The sequence below is a fragment of the Streptomyces sp. CB02009 genome (assembly GCF_001905825.1).
Classification (GTDB): Bacteria; Actinomycetota; Actinomycetes; order Streptomycetales; family Streptomycetaceae; genus Streptomyces.
In genome coordinates, this window is the sequence record NZ_LIVV01000011.1 from 225,183 (window position 1) to 246,488 (window position 21,306).

The 21,306-nt window shown below is 72.4% G+C and carries 19 protein-coding genes and 1 pseudogene; 10 read left to right on the forward strand and 10 right to left on the reverse strand.

Features of this window, described 5'->3' with window-relative positions; genetic code table 11:
• Positions 1-80: 80 nt before the first annotated feature.
• The 3 genes from AMK27_RS35765 to AMK27_RS35775 form a co-directional block, all read right to left on the reverse strand.
• Positions 81-656: a TerD family protein gene (locus AMK27_RS35765; protein WP_073917948.1), complete on the reverse strand. Its 576-nt coding sequence runs from the start codon at positions 654-656 to the stop codon at positions 81-83.
• Between the two features lie 175 nt (positions 657-831).
• Positions 832-1,299 (reverse strand): peroxiredoxin, encoded by a 468-nt coding sequence (locus AMK27_RS35770; protein ID WP_073917693.1) that lies wholly within the window; start codon positions 1,297-1,299, stop codon positions 832-834.
• 164 nt (positions 1,300-1,463) lie between these two features.
• On the reverse strand, positions 1,464-1,886 hold the full coding sequence (locus AMK27_RS35775; RefSeq protein ID WP_073917694.1) for a DUF3052 domain-containing protein: 423 nt from the start codon (positions 1,884-1,886) through the stop codon (positions 1,464-1,466).
• A 418-nt stretch (positions 1,887-2,304) separates the two neighbouring features.
• Here AMK27_RS35775 and aceE point away from each other — a divergent pair, with 418 nt between their 5' ends.
• Complete coding sequence (gene aceE / locus AMK27_RS35780; RefSeq protein ID WP_073917695.1) at positions 2,305-5,037, forward strand: pyruvate dehydrogenase (acetyl-transferring), homodimeric type; 2,733 nt, start codon at positions 2,305-2,307, stop codon at positions 5,035-5,037.
• Between the two features lie 90 nt (positions 5,038-5,127).
• Positions 5,128-5,910 carry a potassium channel family protein gene (locus AMK27_RS35785; RefSeq protein ID WP_073917696.1) on the forward strand — a complete coding sequence of 261 codons (783 nt, stop codon included), beginning with the start codon at positions 5,128-5,130 and terminating at the stop codon, positions 5,908-5,910.
• Here the strand turns inward: AMK27_RS35785 and AMK27_RS35790 are convergent.
• Complete coding sequence (locus AMK27_RS35790; protein WP_073917697.1) at positions 5,891-6,265, reverse strand: peptidase inhibitor family I36 protein; 375 nt, start codon at positions 6,263-6,265, stop codon at positions 5,891-5,893. The genes AMK27_RS35785 and AMK27_RS35790 overlap by 20 nt on opposite strands.
• Before the next feature lie 166 nt (positions 6,266-6,431).
• Positions 6,432-8,076, reverse strand: a pseudogene (locus AMK27_RS35795) (MFS transporter); the annotation flags it as partial.
• Between the two features lie 117 nt (positions 8,077-8,193).
• Here AMK27_RS35795 and AMK27_RS35800 point away from each other — a divergent pair.
• The 7 genes from AMK27_RS35800 (at position 8,194) to AMK27_RS35830 (ending at position 15,856) form a co-directional block, all read left to right on the forward strand.
• Positions 8,194-8,829 (forward strand): TetR/AcrR family transcriptional regulator, encoded by a 636-nt coding sequence (locus AMK27_RS35800; RefSeq protein ID WP_073917701.1) that lies wholly within the window; start codon positions 8,194-8,196, stop codon positions 8,827-8,829.
• Between the two features lie 48 nt (positions 8,830-8,877).
• Positions 8,878-10,092, forward strand: coding sequence for an alpha/beta hydrolase (locus AMK27_RS35805; protein ID WP_079188697.1), 1,215 nt, complete (start codon positions 8,878-8,880; stop codon positions 10,090-10,092).
• A gap of 74 nt (positions 10,093-10,166) precedes the next feature.
• Positions 10,167-11,051: a DUF4429 domain-containing protein gene (locus AMK27_RS35810; RefSeq protein ID WP_073917703.1), complete on the forward strand. Its 885-nt coding sequence runs from the start codon at positions 10,167-10,169 to the stop codon at positions 11,049-11,051.
• A gap of 172 nt (positions 11,052-11,223) precedes the next feature.
• Entirely contained in the window at positions 11,224-12,606 is a 1,383-nt protein-coding gene (locus AMK27_RS35815; RefSeq protein ID WP_107425750.1) for a sensor histidine kinase, read from the forward strand.
• Positions 12,603-13,283 carry a response regulator gene (locus AMK27_RS35820; RefSeq protein WP_073917707.1) on the forward strand — a complete coding sequence of 227 codons (681 nt, stop codon included), beginning with the start codon at positions 12,603-12,605 and terminating at the stop codon, positions 13,281-13,283. Before AMK27_RS35815 ends, AMK27_RS35820 begins: the two co-directional genes overlap by 4 nt.
• A 321-nt stretch (positions 13,284-13,604) precedes the next feature.
• The gene (locus tag AMK27_RS35825) at positions 13,605-14,642 is read left to right on the forward strand and encodes an alpha/beta hydrolase (RefSeq protein ID WP_073917709.1); all 1,038 of its coding nucleotides are present in this window, start codon (positions 13,605-13,607) and stop codon (positions 14,640-14,642) included.
• Entirely contained in the window at positions 14,639-15,856 is a 1,218-nt protein-coding gene (locus AMK27_RS35830) for an acyltransferase family protein (protein ID WP_073917712.1), read from the forward strand. The genes AMK27_RS35825 and AMK27_RS35830 overlap by 4 nt, the downstream gene beginning before the upstream one ends.
• Before the next feature lie 104 nt (positions 15,857-15,960).
• On the opposite strand, the gene AMK27_RS35835 is transcribed toward AMK27_RS35830, so the two are convergent.
• Positions 15,961-16,986, reverse strand: coding sequence for an aldo/keto reductase (locus AMK27_RS35835; protein WP_073917714.1), 1,026 nt, complete (start codon positions 16,984-16,986; stop codon positions 15,961-15,963).
• Positions 16,983-17,432 (reverse strand): MerR family transcriptional regulator, encoded by a 450-nt coding sequence (locus tag AMK27_RS35840; RefSeq protein ID WP_073917716.1) that lies wholly within the window; start codon positions 17,430-17,432, stop codon positions 16,983-16,985. The genes AMK27_RS35835 and AMK27_RS35840 overlap by 4 nt, the downstream gene beginning before the upstream one ends.
• A 52-nt stretch (positions 17,433-17,484) precedes the next feature.
• Here AMK27_RS35840 and AMK27_RS35845 point away from each other — a divergent pair, with 52 nt between their 5' ends.
• Complete coding sequence (locus AMK27_RS35845) at positions 17,485-18,315, forward strand: serine hydrolase domain-containing protein (protein ID WP_073917718.1); 831 nt, start codon at positions 17,485-17,487, stop codon at positions 18,313-18,315.
• A 23-nt stretch (positions 18,316-18,338) separates the two neighbouring features.
• Here the strand turns inward: AMK27_RS35845 and AMK27_RS35850 are convergent, their stop codons facing one another.
• The 3 genes from AMK27_RS35850 to AMK27_RS35860 are packed head-to-tail and all read right to left on the reverse strand — an operon-like array spanning position 18,339 to position 21,294.
• A complete protein-coding gene (locus AMK27_RS35850) occupies positions 18,339-19,034 on the reverse strand; it encodes a hypothetical protein (protein WP_073917720.1) in 696 nt (231 codons plus the stop codon).
• Positions 19,031-20,605, reverse strand: a complete 1,575-nt coding sequence (locus tag AMK27_RS35855; RefSeq protein ID WP_073917722.1) for a sensor histidine kinase — start codon at positions 20,603-20,605, stop codon at positions 19,031-19,033. Before AMK27_RS35855 ends, AMK27_RS35850 begins: the two co-directional genes overlap by 4 nt.
• The gene (locus AMK27_RS35860) at positions 20,602-21,294 is read right to left on the reverse strand and encodes a response regulator transcription factor (protein WP_073917724.1); all 693 of its coding nucleotides are present in this window, start codon (positions 21,292-21,294) and stop codon (positions 20,602-20,604) included. Before AMK27_RS35860 ends, AMK27_RS35855 begins: the two co-directional genes overlap by 4 nt.
• Positions 21,295-21,306: the final 12 nt, after the last annotated feature.

A 21,306-nucleotide genomic window follows, 5' to 3' on the forward strand; every position in this document is an offset into this window, starting at 1 on the left:
TTCTTTTCCTCCCCGGTGGTGATGAGGCACGTCCGGCGCCGCACGGGAGGTGCGGCGCCGGACGGTTCGAACGGTTCGGCTCAGACGTTGACGCCGAAGTCCTGCGCGATACCGCGCAGGCCCGAGGCGTAGCCCTGGCCGACGGCGCGGAACTTCCACTCGTCGCCGTTGCGGTACAGCTCGCCGAAGACCATGGCGGTCTCGGTCGAGGCGTCCTCGGAGAGGTCGTACCGGGCGATCTCGGCGCCGCCGGCCTGGTTCACGACGCGGATGAACGCGTTGCGCACCTGGCCGAAGGACTGCTGGCGGTTCTCGGCGTCGTAGATCGACACCGGGAAGACGATCTTCGCGACATCGGCCGGCACCGTGGCCAGGCTGACCTTGACCTGCTCGTCGTCACCCTCGCCCTCGCCGGTGAGGTTGTCACCGGTGTGCTCGACGGAGCCGTCGGCGCTCTTCAGGTTGTTGAAGAACACGAAGTCCTGGTCGTTGCGGACCTTGCCCTCCGGGCTCACCAGGATGGCGCTGGCGTCGAGGTCGAAGTCCGTACCGGTGGTGGTGCGGACGTCCCAGCCCAGACCGACGGTCACGGCGGTGAGGCCAGGGGCCTCCTTGGTCAGCGAGACGTTGCCGCCCTTGCTGAGGCTGACTCCCACGAGTCCCTCCATGTGGTTTCCAGGGGCAGCGCCCCCAGTCGTGCGTTGGCATCGGATCAACGAGTGGATCCTAGTGACGGGTTCCCGCTCGAAACAGTCGATTCGCCCGGTGAATCCAGGTGTCGGGTCCCGGAGGCGCTTCCGGCGGCGGTCCCGGCGGCGCTCCCAGAGGCGGTCAGATCGCTTCGAGGGTCTTGAGGGCCTCGAGGTACTCGCCGAGGTCGCGTGCGTCCGGCAGGGCGTTCACGACGGTCCAGCGGACGACACCCTCCTTGTCGATGATGAAGGTGCCGCGCACGGCGCAGCCCTTCTCCTCGTCGAACACACCGTAGGCACGGGAGGCCTCGCCGTGCTTCCAGAAGTCGGAGAGCAGCGGGTACTCCAGGGACTCCTGCTCGGCGAAGACGCGCAGGGTGTGGATGGAGTCGGTGGAGACGGCGAGGAGCTGGGTGTCGTCGTTGACGAACGCCGGGAGGTTGTCGCGCAGCTCGCCGAGCTCGCCCGCGCAGACGCTCGTGAAGGCGAAGGGGTAGAAGAGCAGGACCACGTTCTTCTCGCCGCGGAAGCCGGAGAGCCGGACGACGCGCCCGTGGTTGTCCTTGAGCGCGAAATCCGGGGCCTCGGTGCCGACCTCGATCGCCATCGCGTACGCATCCCTTCGGCGGGGCCCTGACCTTGGGCCGAATCGGTGAACCCCACCCTACGGCCTGTCCCCGCGCGCCTCCGCGAGGCCCGGCGGACCGGCGGGCCCGCGCGCACGAAAGCCCCCGCCGGCGGACCGGCGGGGGCTTCTCGCAGCGTTGGTGATCAGCGCTTGGGGGCGGTCAGGCGGGTGCCCGTCCAGTCCTTGGCGACGCTGATGCTCTTGGTCTGGGAGAGACCAGCTGTCTGCGCGGCATCGTTGATGTCGGACGGCTCGATGTAGCCGTCACGTCCGGTCTTGGGCGTCAGCAGCCAGATGGTGCCGCCGTCCTCCAGAAGACCGATGGCGTCCACCAGGGCGTCGGTGAGATCGCCGTCCTCGTCGCGGAACCAGAGCACGACGGCGTCAGCGACGTCGTCGTAATCCTCGTCCACGAGCTCGGCCCCGATGATGGACTCGATGCCTTCACGGAGATCCTGGTCGACGTCGTCGTCGTAGCCGATCTCCTGGACCACCTGTCCGGGCTCGAACCCCAGCCTTCCGGCCGGGTTGGTCCGCTCCTCCGCGTGGTCCGCGGTCGCGCTCACGGCTTGCCTCCTGCTCATTCGGTAAATGCTTGGGCCGCGCGTATGCGCGCGGCGCTGGCCGTAGTCCACACGTGCCGGGGTGGATCGCGCAAGTACCCGGCCGCGGAGACCGCCGAAACGGTGACGTTTGGGGCCGTCTCGCCGCAACTTCCGGCGCTGCTCGGACCCCGCTCCGTGATCAGGCACACATGATTCGTGCCGGTTTGAGGACTTCTGAGGTTTCAGTCTGCCGAACGCCCGGACGAAACGCATGCGCGGGTTGAGCGTAAGGTTGCGATTTGACCGCACCCAGACACGTGGAGGACACCGCTGGGGGTTACCCCTCGGTAAATGTGACGTCTGGCGCACACGGGGTACACGATGGACATCCCGACCACTTCGTGGCCCCGTGGGCACCACCGAACAGCGAAGGAAGAGCGTGGCTCCCGGATCCGATCGCAACCCGATCATCATTGGCGGCCTTCCCAGCCAGGTCCCGGATTTCGACCCGGAAGAGACCCAGGAATGGCTCGACTCCCTCGACGCGGCCGTGGACGAGCGGGGCCGTGAACGGGCCCGCTACCTCATGCTCCGGCTGATCGAGCGGGCCCGCGAGAAGCGCGTGGCCGTGCCCGAGATGCGCAGCTCGGACTACGTCAACACGATCGCCACCAGGGACGAGCCCTTCTTCCCCGGCAACGAGGAGATCGAGCGCAAGGTCCTCAACGCCACCCGGTGGAACGCGGCCGTCATGGTCTCGCGCGCCCAGCGTCCGGGGATCGGCGTCGGCGGCCACATCGCGACCTTCGCCTCCTCCGCCTCGCTGTACGACGTCGGCTTCAACCACTTCTTCCGCGGCAAGGACGAGGGCGACGGCGGTGACCAGATCTTCTTCCAGGGGCACGCGTCGCCCGGCATCTACGCCCGCGCCTACCTCCTGGACCGGCTGAACGACACGCAGCTCGACGGCTTCCGCCAGGAGAAGTCGAAGTTCCCGAACGGGCTCTCCTCGTACCCGCACCCCCGGCTGATGCCGGACTTCTGGGAGTTCCCCACGGTGTCGATGGGCCTCGGCCCGCTCGGCGCGATCTACCAGGCCCGGATGAACCGGTACATGGAGGCGCGCGGCATCGCCGACACCTCGAAGTCGCACGTCTGGGCGTTCCTCGGCGACGGCGAGATGGACGAGGTCGAGTCGCTCGGCCAGCTGTCCATCGCCGCCCGTGAGGGCCTGGACAACCTCACCTTCGTCGTGAACTGCAACCTCCAGCGCCTCGACGGCCCGGTGCGCGGCAACGGCAAGATCATCCAGGAACTGGAGTCGATCTTCCGGGGCAACGGCTGGAACGTCATCAAGCTGATCTGGGACCGCTCCTGGGACCCGCTGCTCGCGCAGGACCGCGACGGCATCCTGGTGAACAAGCTGAACACCACCCCGGACGGCCAGTTCCAGACGTACGCCACGGAGACCGGCGGCTACATCCGCGACCACTTCTTCGGCGACGACCACCGGCTGCGGGCGATGGTCGAGGGCATGAGCGACCAGCAGGTGCTGCACCTGGGCCGCGGCGGCCACGACCACAAGAAGATCTACGCGGCCTACGCGGCGGCGAAGGCGCACGCCGGCCAGCCGACGGTGATCCTCGCCCAGACCGTCAAGGGCTGGACGCTGGGCCCGAACTTCGAGGGCCGCAACGCGACCCACCAGATGAAGAAGCTGACGGTCGACGACCTGAAGCGCTTCCGCGACCGGCTGCACATCCCGGTGACCGACCGGCAGTTGGAGGACGGCCTGCCGCCGTACTACCACCCGGGCCGGGACTCCGAGGAGATCCAGTACATGCACGACCGCCGCAAGGCGCTGGGCGGGTACGTCCCCACCCGGGTCGTGCGGGCGAAGCCGCTGGCCCTCCCCGACGACAAGACCTACGCCGCCGCCAAGAAGGGCTCCGGGCAGCAGTCGATCGCCACCACGATGGCCTTCGTCCGCATCCTGAAGGACCTCATGCGGGACAAGGAGATCGGCAAGCGCTTCGTGCTGATCGCCCCCGACGAGTACCGCACCTTCGGCATGGACGCGTTCTTCCCGAGCGCCAAGATCTACAACCCGCTGGGCCAGCAGTACGAGGCGGTGGACCGTGAACTCCTCCTCGCGTACAAGGAGTCGCCGACCGGCCAGATGCTGCACGACGGCATCTCCGAGGCCGGCTGCACGGCCTCGCTGATCGCCGCCGGTTCGGCGTACGCCACGCACGGCGAGCCGCTGATCCCGGTGTACGTCTTCTACTCGATGTTCGGTTTCCAGCGGACCGGCGACCAGTTCTGGCAGATGGCCGACCAGCTGGCCCGCGGCTTCGTGCTCGGCGCCACCGCCGGCCGGACGACCCTGACCGGCGAGGGCCTCCAGCACGCGGACGGCCACTCCCACCTGCTGGCCTCGACCAACCCGGCCTGCATCGCCTACGACCCGGCGTACGGCTTCGAGATCGCGCACATCGTCAAGGACGGTCTGCGCCGCATGTACGGCTCCGAGGCCGAAGACGTCTTCTACTACCTGACCGTCTACAACGAGCCGATCCAGCACCCGGCCGAGCCGGCGGACGTGGACGTCGAGGGCATCCTCCAGGGCATCCACCGCTTCAAGCCGGCCGAGGCGGGCACCATCCCGGCGCAGATCATGGCCTCCGGTGTCGCCGTGCCGTGGGCGATCGAGGCGCAGCGGATCCTCGCCGAGGAGTGGAACGTCCGGGCCGACGTCTGGTCCGCGACCTCCTGGACCGAACTCCGCCGCGAGGCCGTGGCCGTCGAGGAGCACAATCTGCTCCACCCGGACGAGGAGCAGCGCGTCCCGTACGTGACGCGCAAGCTCCAGGGCTCCGAGGGCCCGTTCGTGGCGGTCTCGGACTGGATGCGGGCGGTGCCGGACCAGATCTCCCGCTGGGTGCCGGGTACGTACGGCTCGCTGGGCGCGGACGGCTTCGGCTTCGCGGACACGCGGGGCGCGGCCCGCCGCTACTTCCACATCGACGCCCCGTCGATCGTGCTGGCCGTGCTGACCGAGCTGGCCCGTGAGGGCAAGATCGAGCGCTCCGCCCTGAAGCAGGCGGTGGACCGCTACCAGCTGCTCGACGTGGCGGCCGCCGACCCGGGCCCTGCGGGCGGCGACGCCTGATCGGACAGCCCTCGGGTAGCACAGCGCACCTGGTGAGGGGCGGTGGGACCTCGGTCTCGCCGCCCTTCGGCGTTCTCTACGATTCCCCGCATGAGGGATCGCTGGGAAGAACGCACACAGGCTCCGCTGCTCGTGCTGGCCGTGGCGTTCGGCGTCGCCTACGCCGTGCCGATCGTGGCTCCCGGCGCCGCACCCTGGGTGCACCGGCTGTGCACCCATGTCGAGTGGGCGGTCCGGGCGGCCTTCGCCCTCGACTACCTGGTCCGGCTGGCACTGGCCCCGGCCCGCTGGGCCTTCGTCCGCTCCCATCCCCTCGATCTGCTCGCGGTCCTGCTGCCGATGGTGCAGCCGCTGCGGCTGCTGCGGGTGGTCTCCACCCTCCTCCTCGTGGGCCGGCGGGCCCGGATGGCCCCTCAGATAACGCTCACCACCTATGTGGCGGGCGCGGTCGTCGGGCTGATGATGTTCGGCTCGCTGGCCGTGCTGCACGTCGAGCGGGACGCGCCCGACGGCAACATCAAGACGCTCGGGGACGCGGTCTGGTGGTCGTTCACCACGATGACCACGGTCGGCTACGGCGACCACGCCCCCACCACGGGTCTCGGCCGCGTCCTCGCGGTGGGCCTGATGCTCTCGGGCATCGCCCTGCTCGGTGTCGTCACCGCCAACATCGCGGCCTGGTTCATCTCCCGCTTCGACCGCGACGACGCGGTGGAGCGCCGCCAGACCGAACTCCTGGAAGCACTGACCCGGGAGGTCCGCGAACTGCGCGCGGAGGTCGCGAAGCTGTCGGCACCGGCCGGGGCCGTATCAGCCGGGGCTCCGGGGCCGGAGCCCCGGGACGTCCCCGCGCCTACCGCTCCCACAGCTTGAACGCTCTGACCTCGTAGGGCGTCTGCGGCACCCAGGTCCCGCGCCCCGGGTAGGTCTCGAACTCCCCCGCCTCCGCGCACTCGGCGGACTGGTACGTGGTGACCGGCCGTCCCGTGCGGTTGGCGAGGGACTGGGCCGAGGTGCCCGGCGGCAGCGCGACGCAGCTGTCGATGTCGGTCGTCGCCAGCTCGTGGCTTTGCGCCCTGCCCTTGAAGTCGGGCTTGGACCAGAGGCAGAGCCGCCCCGGCCCGCAGGCCCCCAGAGCGGTCCCGGACGGTGCGGCCGCCGCCGGGACCGCGAGGCAGACGGTCAGGACGGCCGCGACGAGCAGTGCGGTCTTCGTATACACGTACATGCTGATGAACCCCCGTTCAGTCACTCTCCGTAGTCAAAAGCATGGCGGAGGTCACCCTGAGACGGAAGAGGGGCCGCCCCCGTTCACGCGAACGGGTGACGGCCCCTCAGAGAGCCCCGAGCGACGCCGGACCACGGAGACCCCGCGGGGCGCCGGACCGCGGAGACCCTCGGGACACGGACCGGACGTCAGATGTGGCCGACGCCGGCGCCCGCCTCCGCGTTCTCGCCGCGCTTGGTGAGCGTGGCGACGAGGGCCGCGACGACGGCGACGACACCGGCGACGGTGAAGGCCAGGCCCATGCCGTCGAGGAAGGTGTCGTGGATGACGCCGGTGATCTTCTGGAGGACGTCGGGGGTCATCCCCGGCGCCTGGGCCAGCTCCGGCGGGGCCATGCCGAACTCGGCGGCCTGCTCCAGCTGCGGGTTGACCGGGGCCGGGATGCCCGCGTCCTTCCAGTTGCCCTCGAAGGCGCCGGCGACCTTGGAGGACATGACGGCGCCGAGCACCGCCGTACCGAGCGCGCCGCCGACCTGCATGGCGGCCTGCTGGAGACCGCCGGCCACGCCGGAGAGCTCCAGGGGCGCGTTGCCGACGATGACCTCGGTGGCGCCGACCATGACCGGGGCGAGCCCGAGGCCGAGCAGGGCGAACCAGAGGGACATGACGAAGGTGCCGGTGCCGGCGGAGAGCGTGATCATGCCGAACATCGCGACGGCCGTGCAGACCATGCCGCCGACCAGCGGCACCCGCGGGCCGAACTTGGTGATCAGCGCGCCCGCGAGGGGCGAGGAGACGATCATCATCGCGGTCAGCGGCAGCAGGTGCAGACCGCTGTCGACCGGGCTGAGCCCCTTCACGCCCTGGAGGTAGAAGGTCACGAAGAACAGGCCGCCCATGAAGGCGAAGGCCATCAGGACCATCAGCACCACACCGGCCGAGAGCGGCACGGAGCGGAACATGGCCAGCGGGATGAGCGGCTCCTTGACCTTGGTCTCCCAGAAGGCGAAGACCGCGAAGAGCAGCACCGCGCCGAGCAGGCCGCCCCAGGTCTTGCCGCTCGACCAGCCCCAGGACTCACCGGCCTTGATGAGGCTCCAGACGAGGGAGGCCATGGCGCCGGAGAGCAGCAGGATGCCGAGGACGTCGAAGGAGCGCGGCGCGTTCTCCGCGCGGTGGTCCTTGAGGATGACCAGGCCGAGGACGAGCGCGACGATGCCGACCGGCACGTTGATGAAGAAGACGGACTGCCAGCTGACGTGCTCGACGAGCAGGCCGCCGACGATCGGGCCGCCCGCGGTGGACGCGCCGATGACCATGCCCCAGATGCCGATGGCCATGTTCAGCTTCTCGGCGGGGAAGGTGGCGCGCAGCAGGCCGAGCGCGGCCGGCATGAGCAGGGCGCCGAAGAGGCCCTGGAGGACACGGAAGGCGATCACGGCCCCGATGGACTCGGAGAGGCCGATGGCGCCGGAGGCGAGGGCGAAGCCGGCGATGCCGATGAGGAAGGTCTGCCGGTGGCCGAAGCGGTCACCGAGCTTGCCGGCGGTGATCAGGGCGACGGCCAGCGCGAGCAGGTAGCCGTTGGTGATCCACTGGACCTGGGCGAGCGAGGCGCCGAGGTCGGTCTTGATGGCGGGGTTGGCGATGGCGACGATCGTGCCGTCGAGCGCGACCATCATCACGCCGACCGCGACTCCGAACAGCGTCAACCACGGATGGCCACGCAGTCCCTTCGCCGGGGCCGGTGCGGGTTCCCGGGCGTCCCCCTGACCCTGCGGGGCCTTTTCCACGGTGATCTGACTAGTCATGGAAACGAGGCTAGTGACAGTCACTGACAATTGACAAAGCGATTCACGCGCCGGTAACTGTCACGTAGCTCACAGGTACGCTGAGCTGGACGAAATGCGTGAAAAGAGGATCCTGACGTGACCTTGCCCGGTCTGCGCGAGCGGAAGAAGCAACGTACGCGCGAGGCGCTGATCAAGGTGGCCCTCGAGCTCTTCACCGCGCACGGCTACGAGCGGACGACCGTCGACGAGATCGTCGACACCGTCGAGGTCTCCCAGCGCACCTTCTTCCGCTACTTCTCCTCCAAGGAGGAGGTCGCCTTCGCCGTCCAGCAGATGGTGGAGGAGCGTTTCGTCGAGGCCCTCCGGCGCCGGCCCGCCGACGAGGGGCCCTTCGACGCGCTGCGCAACGCCGTGCTCTCCGGCTGGGACACCATCGGCGACGCCATCACCGAGGTCGTGCCGCTGGAGCTGTACCTCCGCACCTTCCAGATGATCGAGTCGACGCCCGCGCTGCTCGCCGTCCATCTGCGCCGGTCCATGGAGATGGAGGAGACCCTCGCCGGGATCATCGCCGAGCGGGAGAGCCTCGACGTCGACGCGGACCCGCGCCCGCGGATCGCGGTGGCGGCCTTCAGCGGTGTGATGCGTGTGACAGGGCAGATGTGGGGCCGGGGCACGGACCAGAGCCTGGAGGCCATCCGTGCCTTGACCGAGCGGTACTTGGACCACCTCGCGCCCGCCCTCGCACCCCGCTGGCGCGACGGGGCGTAGGTCACGATCGGTCGGGTCGTTCACCGGCGCCCCGTAGGGTGGCCGCCCGTGACCCCCGTCGAAGCCGACTCCCCCACGCTCGTCGTCCTGCGCACCCTGCTCGCGCTCGCCGTCGTGTTCGTGCTGCTCACGACCACGGGCTGGACGACGATCAAGCACCGTCCGGTGCCCGGTCCGTCCCGCGAGGCCGCGCTCGCCGCCTGGGCGCGCGACCGGATCGACCACCGCCCCCTCCCCGGACCGGACACCCCCGCCGGGGGCATATCCGCGTTCTTCGCCCGCCTCGGCCACGCGCGCGCGGCCGGGCTCGCCGAACGGCACCCGCTCGTCGTCGGCAATCTCGACGGCGCCCCGGTCGCCCTGCGCTACCGCGCCAACCGCATCACCCTGGGCCGCGCGCTCACCGCCGAACGGGACAGGGTCCGCGACACCCGGCTCTCCGCCGACGGACGGCACGAGGCGCAGCGCCGCCTCGACCGCTTCGTCTCGCTGCTGCGGCCCGGCCGGCAGATCCTCGCCTTCGACCCGACCGGCACGGGGCGGACCGCCGAGGTCCTCGGGGACCTGGCGCGGGCCCGACGCGTCTCGGTGATCGTGCCCGGCGTCGACACCAACCTCCTCACCTTCCAGAAGACCCACGGCCGGTACGCGGCTCCCGCCGGCATGGCCGAATCCCTCTACCGCGCCGAGCGGCGGGCCTCCCCCGGCGCCCGGGTCGCCGTGATCGCCTGGGCCGACTACACCGCGCCCGCCGGGGTCGGCGTCGACGCCATGACCGGCCGCCTCGCCGAGGGAGGCGCCGCCCGGCTCGTCCGGCTGACCGAGGCACTGCCCGGCGACGCGCGCGTGGCGCTGTTCTGCCACAGCTACGGCTCCGTGCTCTGCGGTGTCGCCGCGCCCCGGCTGCCCGCCCGGGTGACGGACGTGGCCGTGGCCGGCAGCCCCGGGATGCGGGTGGAGCGGGCGACGGAACTCCGCACCCACGCGCGCGTGTGGGCGATGCGGGACGCCGACGACTGGATCGCGGACGTGCCGCACCTGGAGGTGGGCGGGGTCGGGCACGGAGCCGATCCGGTGGCCCCGGAGTTCGGCGCCCGGCTGCTCTCGGCACGCGGCGCCGTCGGCCACAGCGGCTATTTCGAGCCGGGCACCGAGAGCCTCGGCAACTTCGCCGCGATAGGCGTCGGCTCCTACCGGGAGCTGGTCTGCGCACGTGCCGACAGCGCTTGCCACGGGGGAATATCCGGTACGGAAGGGCGCTGACGCGCGTAGATCACATAATTTCGGGACCTTTCACGGGGGCGACGCACGGGCACGCGCCGCTTACGATGAGGCGTATGGGTGATGTGCTGGCCGGAATTCATGCCACCTGGGAGTTCGAGAGTGACGCCCTCGTCATCCGCTTCGACCGGGGGAACCGTGCGCCGAGACTCTTCGGTGTGCTGCGCGAACGACGTGTACCGCACGAGGCGCTGGCGTCCGTGACGCTCTCGCCCGGCAAGCGGGGCACCGTCGTGCTGCACGCCGTGCCGAGACCGGGCGCCGATCCGCTGATGGAGGCGGCCGCGGGGCAGCTCTCGGAGAACTGCGACCCGTACCGCCTGGTGCTGCCGGCGGACCGGGAGACGCTCGCCGAGTACTACCGGGACGAGCTGCGGGGCGCGGTCGGGCCCGGGACGGGGGCGGCGTACTCCGACGACCCCTCGGACGGGGGCGAGGTGACGCCCGCCGACCGCTTCCTCGTGGCGCCGCCGCAGGGACCGCAGTCCTTCAAGGCGTACGACGGGAAGGCGAGCTTCGACGGGCAGTCGGAGGTCTCGTTCCGCTGGTCCTGGACCGGGGCGTCCTCCGAGAAGTGGAAGGCGGGTGACCAGTTCTTCCACGTACGGGACCTCTGCGGGGTCGAGTGGCGCTCGCCGGACGTCCTGGACGGGCATCTGCGGCTGGTTCCCCGGGGCGGCGAACCGCGCGCGCCCCAGCCGGACCGCGACCCCGCCTCCGTCGTGTTCGGCCTCGGATACGGGCCGGTGCACCTGTCCCTCCCCTTCGCGGCGGCGGTCCTCGCGGCGATCCGGACCTCGGACCGCGTCCCGGCCCGTACGGCCGCCGCTCCCGGGGCCGTCGCTGAAAGGATTCGGCACCTGGGTGAACTGCATCAGGCGGGACTGGTGACGGACGAGGAGTTCTCGGCGAAGAAGGCGGAACTCCTCGCGGAGTTGTAGGGGGGCAGGCCCGGAACCGCTGCCGGGCCCGGATCCATGGGACGCACCACGGGCCCCACGGAGCCCGCCCCACAGAGCCCGCGGGCCCCGGCGTCATACCCCGGTATCAGGGCAGAGCCCGGTCCCCGGTATGACGTCGGGGGCCGGGCCCCCTGCCTACCCTGAGCGGGTCATGGCTACCGAACCGCGGCACGAGCCGCCCACCCCCAGCCTGCGGCAGCTCAGCACCCGGACACGCGAGATGTTCCAGGGGCTCGGGACCGCGCTCACCACGCCCACCACCCCGGGGGCGCCGCTCCTCGCCGACGCCTCCTCGCGGTGGGTGCGCCTGCTGCCGTACGCCGTCGCCCTCGCGTTCGTCGCCTCGCTGCTCCCCACCACGGTGCACCTCCTCGCCGGGGACTACGGCGTCAACGGCGCGCTCGCCGGGGCCCTCGGCACCGCCCAGACCGCGCCGCTGCTGCTCGCCGTCGCCCGTCCGCTGCAGGCCTGGTGGATCATCTTCGCCGCCGACGTGCTCGGCGCGGTCGTGCTCCTCGCCGCCGACGGACCGCGCGCCGAACTCTGGCCCTGGACCCCGCCGGCCGTCGTCGGCTACTGCGCGCTGATGATCGCGCTCGGACTGCGCGAGTCCCGCCGCGCGCTGTTCGGGGTGTGGCTGGCGACCGGCGTCGCCGGGTACGTCCTGGAGGTCTTCCGGCCCGCCGGCTACACCAGCGTCCACACCCTGCTCGTCGTCCTCAGCGGGGTCCTGCTCCTGCTCACCTCGGCGGTACGCGCGCGTGGCGACGCCCAGCGGCGGCTCGTCGAGCAGGAGACCATCAGCGAGGCCGAGCGGTCCCGCCGCACGCTCCTGGAGGAGCGGGCCAGGATCGCGCGCGAGCTGCACGACGTGGTGGCCCACCACATGTCGGTGATCACCGTGCAGGCCGACTCGGCCCCGTACCGCATCCCCGACCTCCCGGACGCGGCACGCGAGGAGTTCACCTCGATCGCGTCGAGCGCGCGCGAGTCGCTGGCCGAGATGCGACGGCTGCTGTCCGTGCTGCGCAGCGACGGCAGCGAGGGCGAACGGGCCCCGCAGCCGGGCCTCGACCGGGTCCAGCAGCTCGTCGAGGCGACCGTACGGGCCGGGGTACCGGCCGAGCTGCGGCTCGCCGCCGACCTCGGCGACGTACCGCAGGCGGTGGACCTGTCCGCGTACCGGATCGTGCAAGAGGCCCTCGCGAACGTCGTGCGGCACGCACCGGGCGCGTCGACCCGGGTGTCGGTCCGGGCGGACGGCGGATGGCTGACGGTCCTCGTCGTCAACGGGCCCTCGGCGGAGGCGGGTTCCGGGGTGGAGCACGGCGCGTCCGGCACCGGGCACGGACTCGTCGGCATGCGGGAGCGCGTACGGTTGACGGGCGGCTCGCTCGACACCGGGCCGCTGCCGGACGGCGGCTTCCGGGTCGCCGCGCGGCTGCCGCTGACCCCGGACCCTCCGGCCGTGTCTCCGCCCCCGCCGCCGACCCTGCCGCCGGCCCCGCCCTCGAACGCCAAGGACTCCGAGTGACCATCCGCGTGATCATCGTCGACGACCAGGCCATGGTGCGGGCCGGATTCGCCGCGCTGCTCGCCGCACAGCCCGACATCGACGTCGTGGGCGAGGCCCCCGACGGGCGGCAGGGCGTCGACGTGGCCCGCTCGACGCACCCGGACGTGGTCCTCATGGACGTGCGGATGCCGGAGCTGGACGGGCTCGCCGCCGCCCGGGAGATCCTCCACCCGCCGACCGGGGTCACCCACCGGCCGAAGGTCCTCATGCTGACCACCTTCGACGTGGACGACTACGTGTACGAGGCGCTGCGCGCCGGCGCGTCCGGCTTCCTCCTGAAGGACGCGCCGCCGGCGGACCTGATCGCGGCGGTACGGGTGGTGGCGGCGGGCGAGGCCCTGCTCGCCCCGTCCGTGACCCGCCGGCTCATCGCCGACTTCGCCGCCTCCCGTCCGGCGCCGCGCAAGGACACCACGGCGCTGCGGCTGAACGGGCTCACCCCGCGCGAGACCGAGGTCCTCGAACTCATCGCCCGCGGCCTGTCCAACCAGGAGATCGCGGACCACCTCGTCCTCGCCGAGCAGACGGTGAAGACCCACATCGGCCGGGTCCTCGCCAAGCTGGACCTGCGCGACCGGGCGCAGGCGGTGGTCTTCGCGTACGAGTCGGGGCTCGTGACCCCGGGCGCCTCCTGACCGACGCCGGAGGGGGGCGAGGGCCGTGGCCCCCGGAACGCCCTGAGCGGCGCGTGACCCCCGGCACGCCCTGAGCGGCGCGTGACCGCCGGGACGCCCTGAGGCGGGGCGAACGCGGCCGTGCTCCCGGCGCGACCCCGCCCCCGGGTGGCTGTCCCCCGGGGGAAAACCCCACCCCCCGCCTGGTGTTGCCTGCTCCTCCACCCCCTACCCCGGTATCAAGGGGGAGTTGGCTCCCCGGTGTGACGTGCCGTCACCCGTCGTCTTCCTACCTTCCTCTCGCCAGCGAACGAGCGAGTACCGGAGAGGGAGGGCGACCCCATGCGCCGTATTTCGAGGACCCTGACCACCGCGGCCCTGGTGGCCGCCGCGGTCGGCGGGACGGCCGGCTGGGCGTCCGGTGACAGCCAGGAGGCCGTCACCGGGGCACCGGTCGGTACGGCGGAGTGGCGGGCCGCCGGGCTGCCGGACCCGGAGCGGATGGACCCGGCCGGGGTGGCGCGGTTCTTCGCCGGCCTGAGCCCCGCACGGCAGCGGGAGCTGGCCCGGACGCACCCGACGGTCGTCGGGAACCTCGACGGGGCGCCGCTGGAGCTGCGGTACGAGGCCAACGCCCGCACCACGCACGGGGCGTTCGGCGGGGCGCGGGTCCTCGCCCACGACACGCGCGGCCGGGGCCAGGTGGCCCTGGTGTACGGCGATCTGGCGCGGGCCGAGCACGTCGCGGTGATCGTGCCCGGCTCGGACGTCGACGCGGGCCGCGTACGGCCGCTCACCGACATGGCGGTCTCGCTGCGGCAGGCCGCCGGCGGGGACACGGCGGTCGTCGCCTGGGCCGGGTACACCACCCCCGTCGGCGTCGGTCTGGACGCGGCCACCGGCCGGCTCGCCGAGGCCGGGGCGGACCGGCTCACCCGCTTCGCGGACGGTCTCGCGGCGGTCGGGGCGCCCGAGCCGTCCCTGTTCTGCCACAGCTACGGCTCCGTCGTCTGCGGCCTGGCCGCCCGCGATCTGAAGGCCAAGGACCTGGTGGTCCTCGGCTCCCCCGGGATGCGCGCGGAGAACGTGAACGAGCTCGGCACCACGGCCCGCGTCTGGGCGGCGAAGGATCCCACCGACTGGATCGACCGCGTCCCGAACGTCGAGGTCGGGGACCTCGGGCACGGCGCCGACCCCACCGGACCGGCCTTCGGGGCCCGCCGGATCGCGGCCGACGACGCGGTCGGCCACGGCGGCTACTTCGCGCCGGGCACCTCCTCGCTGCGCGCCTTCGCCGCGATCGCCGACGGAGCGGTCGGCACCGTGGACCGCTCCGCCCTCACCACCGCCGGCGCCCGCACCGAAGGAGACGCCCGATGAGCTCCCTCGCGACCATGGCCCGCCGCACGGCCCGGACGATCGAGTCGGGCACCCCCGCCCACCGCGACCGGGCGATCGACGGGCTGCGCGCCCTGGCCCTGCTGGCCGTGCCCACCGGACACTGGCTGCTCGGCGGCTTCACGCTCTCCTCCGACGGGGCCCTTCACAACGCCAGCCCGCTGGGCACGTTCGCGGGCCTGGCGCCGGTCAGCTGGGTCCTCCAGATGCTGGGGATCTTCTTCCTGGTCGGCGGCTACGCCTCCGTCCTCTCGTACCGGCGCAGAAAGGGCTCCACGCGCGCGTGGCTCGGCGGGCGGCTCGCGCGGCTGGGTCGTCCCGTCCTCGGTGTCACCGCCGTCTGGGCGGCGCTGCTGCCCGTGCTGCACTTCGGGTTCGACGTGCCCGTGGACACCCTGCGGACCGCGTCCACGCTGGTGATCCAGCCGCTGTGGTTCGTCGGGGTGTACACGGTGGTCACCGCGCTCACCCCGCTGTGCGTGCGGGCCGCCCGCCGCCTCGGGGTGTGGGCCGCGGCCCCGCTGCTCGGCTCGGTGGCCGTCGTCGACTTCCTGCGGTACGGCCCCTACGCCGACGCCGTACCGTCCTGGCTGAGCCTCCTCAACATCCTGCCCGGCTGGCTCTTCGCCTATCAGCTCGGCGTCTCCTGGGGCGAGGGCCGGGTCACCCGGCGGCACGCCTGGGGACTGCTGATCGGCGGGGCCGCGCTCTTCGCCGCCCTGCTGCTCGCCTTCGGCTACCCGACCTCGATGGTCGGCGTCCCCGGCGAGGCCCGCACCAACTCCCACCCGCCGTCGCTGCTCGTCCTCGCCCTGGCCGCCGCCCAGAGCGGCGCCGCGATCCTGCTCAGGGACCGGCTCGGGAGGCTCCTGAAGCGGCCCGCGCTGTGGGCACCGGTCGTGGTCGTCAACCTCTCGGCGATGACGATCCTGTGCTGGCACCAGACGGCGATGCTCGCCGCGGCCGTCCCCGCCTCGTACCTCGGGGAGGTCCCGGGTCTGGTCGGCGCACCGGACTCGGTCGGCTGGATCCTGGCACGGCTGGCGTGGATGCCGGTCTTCGCCGGACTGCTCGTCCTGATCGGGCGGTACGCGCGCGGGTTCGAGTCGCCGTGGGCGGGCACCGGCCCGGGCCGGCGGACCCTCGCGGGGCTGCTCGCGGCGGGATTCGCGGTCTTCGCCCTGGGACTCGCGTGACACGCGCCCCGGCGGCTCGCCTGACGCGCACCCCCGCGGCTCGCCTGACGCGGAGGCCCTCAGGCCACGCGCGACACGTCGGCAGGCCCTCGGGAGGCAGGCCCTCAGGCCTCGCGCGACACCGCCGTGAAGCGCATGTCCGGGTAGCGGTCGCCCGCCACCAGGCCGGCGATCGGCTCGAGTTCGGCGAGTTCGGCGCCGGTGAGGGTGATCCGGGTGGCGGCGGCGTTCTCCTGCAGGCGGGAGCGCTTGCGGGTGCCGGGGATCGGGACGACCGTCAGCCCGTGCACGGAGGCCCGCTGCTGCACCCAGGCGAGGGCGATCTGCGCCGGGGTCGCGCCGTGCGCGGCGGCGATCTTGCGGACCGGGTCGAGCAGGGCGGCGTTCCGCTCCGCGTTCTCGCCGGTGAACCGGGGCTGCTGCCGGCGGAAGTCGCCGCCCGTCAGGTCCTTGGCGGCGTCGGCGAAGGATCCGGTGAGGAAGCCGCGGCCGAGCGGCGAGTACGGCACCACCGTGACGCCGAGTTCGGCGGCGGCGCCGACGGCGCTGCGCTCCACGTCCCGGGAGAAGAGCGACCACTCCGACTGGAGGGCGGCGATCGGGTGGACGGCGTGCGCCTCGCGCAGTTCGGGCCCGGTGACCTCGCTGAGGCCGAGGTGCTTGACCTTGCCCTCACGGACGAGTTCGGCCATCGTGCCGACGGACTCGGCGAGCGGGACCTCCGGGTCGCGGCGGTGCATGTAGTAGAGGTCGATGGTCTCGATGCCGAGGCGGCTCAGGCTGCCCTCGACGGCGGTCCTGATGTACGCGGGGTCGTTGCGGATGCCCCGGTAGGAGGGGTCGTCGGCGCGCCGCTCCAGGGCGAACTTGGTGGCGAGGGTGACCTCGTCGCGGTGGGCGGCGAGGAACGGGGCGAGGAACCGCTCGTTGGCGCCGTTGCCGTAGGCGTCGGCGGTGTCGATCAGGGTGACGCCGGCCTCCAGGGCGGCGTCGAGGGTGTCGCGGGCGGCGGTCTCGTCGGTGTCGCCGTAGAACTCGCTGATGCCCATGGCGCCGAAGCCCTGGACGCCGATCGCGGGTCCGTCCTGGCCGCCGAGCCGTACGGTGTCGATCCTGGTCGCGCTGGTCATGAAGACGTTCCTCCGCATGTGGTCCCGTAGTGACTGATCTTGATGTCGAGCACGGCGAGCGTGTCCTGGAGTTCGGTGATCCGGGAGAGGACGTCGCGCCGGGTGGCCTCCAGGAGTTCCCGGCGTTCGTCGCGGGTGTGGTCCCCCTCGCGGACGAGTTCCGCGTACCGGACCATGTCGGCGACCGGCATGCCGGTCAGCCGCAGCTTGCCGACGAAGGCGAGCCAGCCGAGGTCGCGCTCGGTGAAACGGCGCTGGCCGGTGTGCGAGCGGTCGACGTGCGACATGAGTCCGATCCGCTCGTACCAGCGCAGGGTGTGGGCGGTGAGCCCGGTCAGGGCCGCGACCTCGCTGATCGTGTAGAAGGCCCGGGGGATCCGGGTGCCGCCCGTGCCGGTGCTCGTCGTCGTGCCGGTCGTCGTGCTCGTGCTCGCCATCACGCTCATGACCCCCACGCTAAAACGTTGGAGTGCACTCGAAGCAAGTAGGCTCGGCCCCATGGAGAGCAGCGTGCCGAGCCTGGCGTCGATCGAGAACTGGCCCGTTCCCACCGCGGCGGCCGCCGTGGTCCGCGCGGACGGCACCCTGGCCGGGTCGTACGGCCCCACCGGGCAGCGCTTCCCGCTCGCCTCCGTCACCAAGCCGCTCGCGGCGTACGCCGTCCTCGTCGCGTACGAGGAGGGGGCGCTCGACCTCGACGAGCCGGCCGGGCCCGAGGGCGCGACCGTTCGCCATCTCCTCGCCCACACCTCGGGGCTCGCGTTCGACGAGAACCGGGTCATGGCCGCGCCGGGCACCCGCCGGATCTACTCCAACACCGGTTTCGAGGCCCTCGGCGACCATCTCGCCAAGGCGACGGACATCCCCTTCGCCGAGTACCTGCACCAGGCGGTCCTGGAGCCGCTGGGCATGACGTCGACGTCGCTGGAGGGCTCGCCCGCCAAGGACGGCGTCTCGACCGTGGACGACCTGGTGCGGTTCGCCGCGGAGGTACAGGCGCCGCGGCTGCTCGACCCGCGCACCGTCCTGGAGGCGATGAGCGTCGCGTACCCCGGTCTGACCGGCATCCTGCCCGGTTACGGGCACCAGCGCCCCAACGACTGGGGCCTCGGCTTCGAGATCCGCGACGGCAAGTCCCCGCACTGGACGGGTGCCCTGTCCTCCCCGCGCGCCTTCGGGCACTTCGGGCAGTCCGGCACGTTCCTGTGGATCGACCCGGACGCGCGTGCCGCGTGCGTGGCGCTGACCGACCGGCCCTTCGGCGCGTGGGCGGTCGAGGCCTGGCCGCCGTTCACCGACGCGGTCCTCGCCGACCTGCGGACGGCCTGAGGCGCGTCTGTCCGCGAGAGCGGCTAGCCGTCGCAGCGGGCGGTGGGCAGGGCCCCGTCCGGGCCGTTGAGCGACACCTCGACCAGGCCTTCCGCGTCCTCCGCGAAGGCGGTCGTGCAGATCAGCTGGCGGACGGCCGCCTCCGAAAGGTTCTTGACGGGGAAGGGCGTACGGACCCAGACCAGCCGGCGGTCCGGGTTCCCCGGCGGAGCGTTCCTCTTCGAGGCCTGCAGCAGGGTCGGGGTCTCCCCCTTCGCCTCGGGCAGGGCGGTGGTGATGCCCGCCGCCCTCTCGTTCTCCCTGGGGCCGGCGAGGAGCATGGCGAGGATCTTGTCGGTGACGATCCCGCCGCGGTTCAGGTCGTCGCGGGAGATCTCGTAGCCGGGACCGAAGATGTCGGTCGGGACGTGCTCGCCCGAGCCCTCCGGCGGGGGCGTGTTCGTGGTCTCCGGGAAGGGCCGGCCGAGGTCGCGGGCCACCGGCATCGACCGGCCGTCGGGGCCGACGAAGTAGAGCACGATCCGTTCCCCGGGCGTCGGCGGCGCGACATGGAGCGTCGCCGCCGCGCCCGCCTCGACGACGTCGGTCTTCTGTATGCCGCAGCCGGCCAGCGCGGGCGGCGCCAGCAGGGCGAGCAGGGCGACGGCGGCCGCGCTGCGGCGCTTCGCGGCCCCACCGGCTCGCCGGCCGTGCGCGGCGGTGGCCTCCCGGGTGTTCACAGCGGCATCCGCACGGTGAAGACGGCCCCGCCCTCGGGGTCGTTGGCGGCCGTGACCGTGCCTCCGTGGAGCCGTACGTTCTCCAGGGTGATCGCGAGGCCGAGGCCGCTGCCCGCCGAGCGGGTACGGGCCTGGTCGGCCTTGTAGAAGCGGTCGAACACGTGCGGCAGGACGTCCGGGTGGATGCCCGGGCCCCGGTCGGCGACCTCCGTCACGAGCTGGTCCCCCTCCGCCCGGAGCCGGACCGTCACCGGCGCCCCGCCGTGCCGCAGCGCGTTCCCGACGAGGTTGGCGACGACCACGTCGAAGCGGCGCGGGTCCAGCCGGGCCCTGATCCCCTCCGCCAGGTGCGGGACGACCTGCGCCGGGTCGGTCCAGTACCGGTGCTGGAGGGTCTTGCGGACGCAGTCGGCGGCGTCGACCTCGTCGGTGTGCAGTTCGGCGGCGCGGGCGTCGAAGCGGGAGATCTCCATGAGGTCTTCGACGAGCACGGCGAGCTTCCCGGTTTCGGCGCTGATCAGGCGGACCGCGCGGGCGGTGTCGCTGTCGAGGCTCCCCGCGTCCTCGTCGAGGACCTCCGTGACGGCGAGCATGCCGGCGAGCGGGGTGCGGAGTTCGTGCGAGACGTCGGAGGCGAAGCGGCGGGCGCGGGCCTCGGCGTTGCGGAGTTCCGCGACGGAACGTTCCAGCTCGGCGGCCGACTCGTTGAACGTCCGGGCGAGATCGGCGAGTTCGTCGCTGCCCTTGGCGTGGATACGGGTGTCGAGCCGGCCGCGGCCCATGCTGTGGGCCGCGTGGCGCAGCTCCCGTACCGGCCTGAGCACGCCGCGCGCGGCGATCAGGGCGGGGATCAGGGCGATGGCGAGCGCGGGCAGGGCGCCGTCGCGGGCGGCGGTGACCATCGCCTCGACGTTGGCCTCCTCCTCGTTCAGCTCCATGACGGCGTAGAACACGAGACCGGTGCGCTGCGGCGGGCCGTCGGGCGAGCGGGCGAAGAAGACGGCGGGGACGGCCATGGTGAGGTACGGGGTGCCGTTCTTGACCACCCGCTGGAAACTGCCGTGCGGGACGGCCTCGTCGTCGGCGGCGCGGGCCCGCAGCTCCGGGGTGATGACGGAGGAGGTGGGCCGGTCGGTGGAGGAGACGCGGAGGGTGCCGTACTCGGCGTAGACGCGCCAGGTGCGGGGCTTGCCCTGGCGGGCGACGAGCCTGAGCGAGTCCCGCAGCATCTCGGGCTCGATGGGCAGGGTGATGCCGAGCGCGTCGACCTGCTCGCGGAAGGCGGAGACCGCGGTGTTCTGGGTCTGCTCCAGGATGGCGTTGCGGGCGGCCCGGTAGGTGAGGGCGGCGGTGGTGCCGCAGCCGACGGCGGCGACGAGCAGGAACGCGAGGACGAGCCGGGTGCGGAGCCCGAAGGGGTGCGGCCGCAGCCGCGGGCTGCGGCCCCCGTGGCGGGAGGCGCGCCCGCGCCCCGCCGCCCCGTGACCGTCCTGACCGGTGCGACCGCGGGGCCCCCCGTCCCCGGTGACCTCGTCCCCGGTGACCTCGTCCGGGGTGACGCAGGCCTTCACTGCGGTCCCAGCGGACCGAAGCGGTAGCCGAAGCCGCGCAGGGTCTGGATGTAGCGGGGGTCGCCCGGGGCGTCCTCGATCTTGTTCCGCAGCCGGCGGACGCAGGCGTCGACCAGTCGGGCGTCCCCGTGGTAGCTGTGCTCCCACACGTGTTCGAGGAGCTGCTGCCGGCTGAAGACCTGCTCGGGCGCGGCCGTGAGATGGAGCAGCAGCTTCAGCTCGGACGGGGCGAGGGCTATCCGCTCGCCCGCCTTGGCGACGGTGAGACCGGCCCGGTCGATGGCCAGCTCCCCGTGGAACTCGACGGCGGCCCGGCCGCCGGCCGGCTCCTCGATGCGGCGCAGCACGGCCCGTATGCGCGCCTCGATCACCTCGGTGCGCGCGGGCTTGACGATGTAGTCGTCGGCGCCGGCCTCCAGACCGATGACGACGTCGAAGTCGTCGCCGCGGGCGGTCAGCATGATGATCGGCAGCTGGCTGCGCTCCCGGACCCGGCGGCAGACCTGGACGCCGTTGATGCCGGGGAGCATGAGGTCGAGCAGCAGCAGATCCGGCCGGAACTCCGCGAGCGCGTCGAGGCCGGCCTCCCCGGTGGCGGCGGTGCGCACCTCGTGCCCGCGACGCCGGAGCCCGAGCTCGACGCCTTCACGGACGGAGGGGTCGTCTTCTATCAGGAGCACGCGGGGCATCTGTGAAGTATC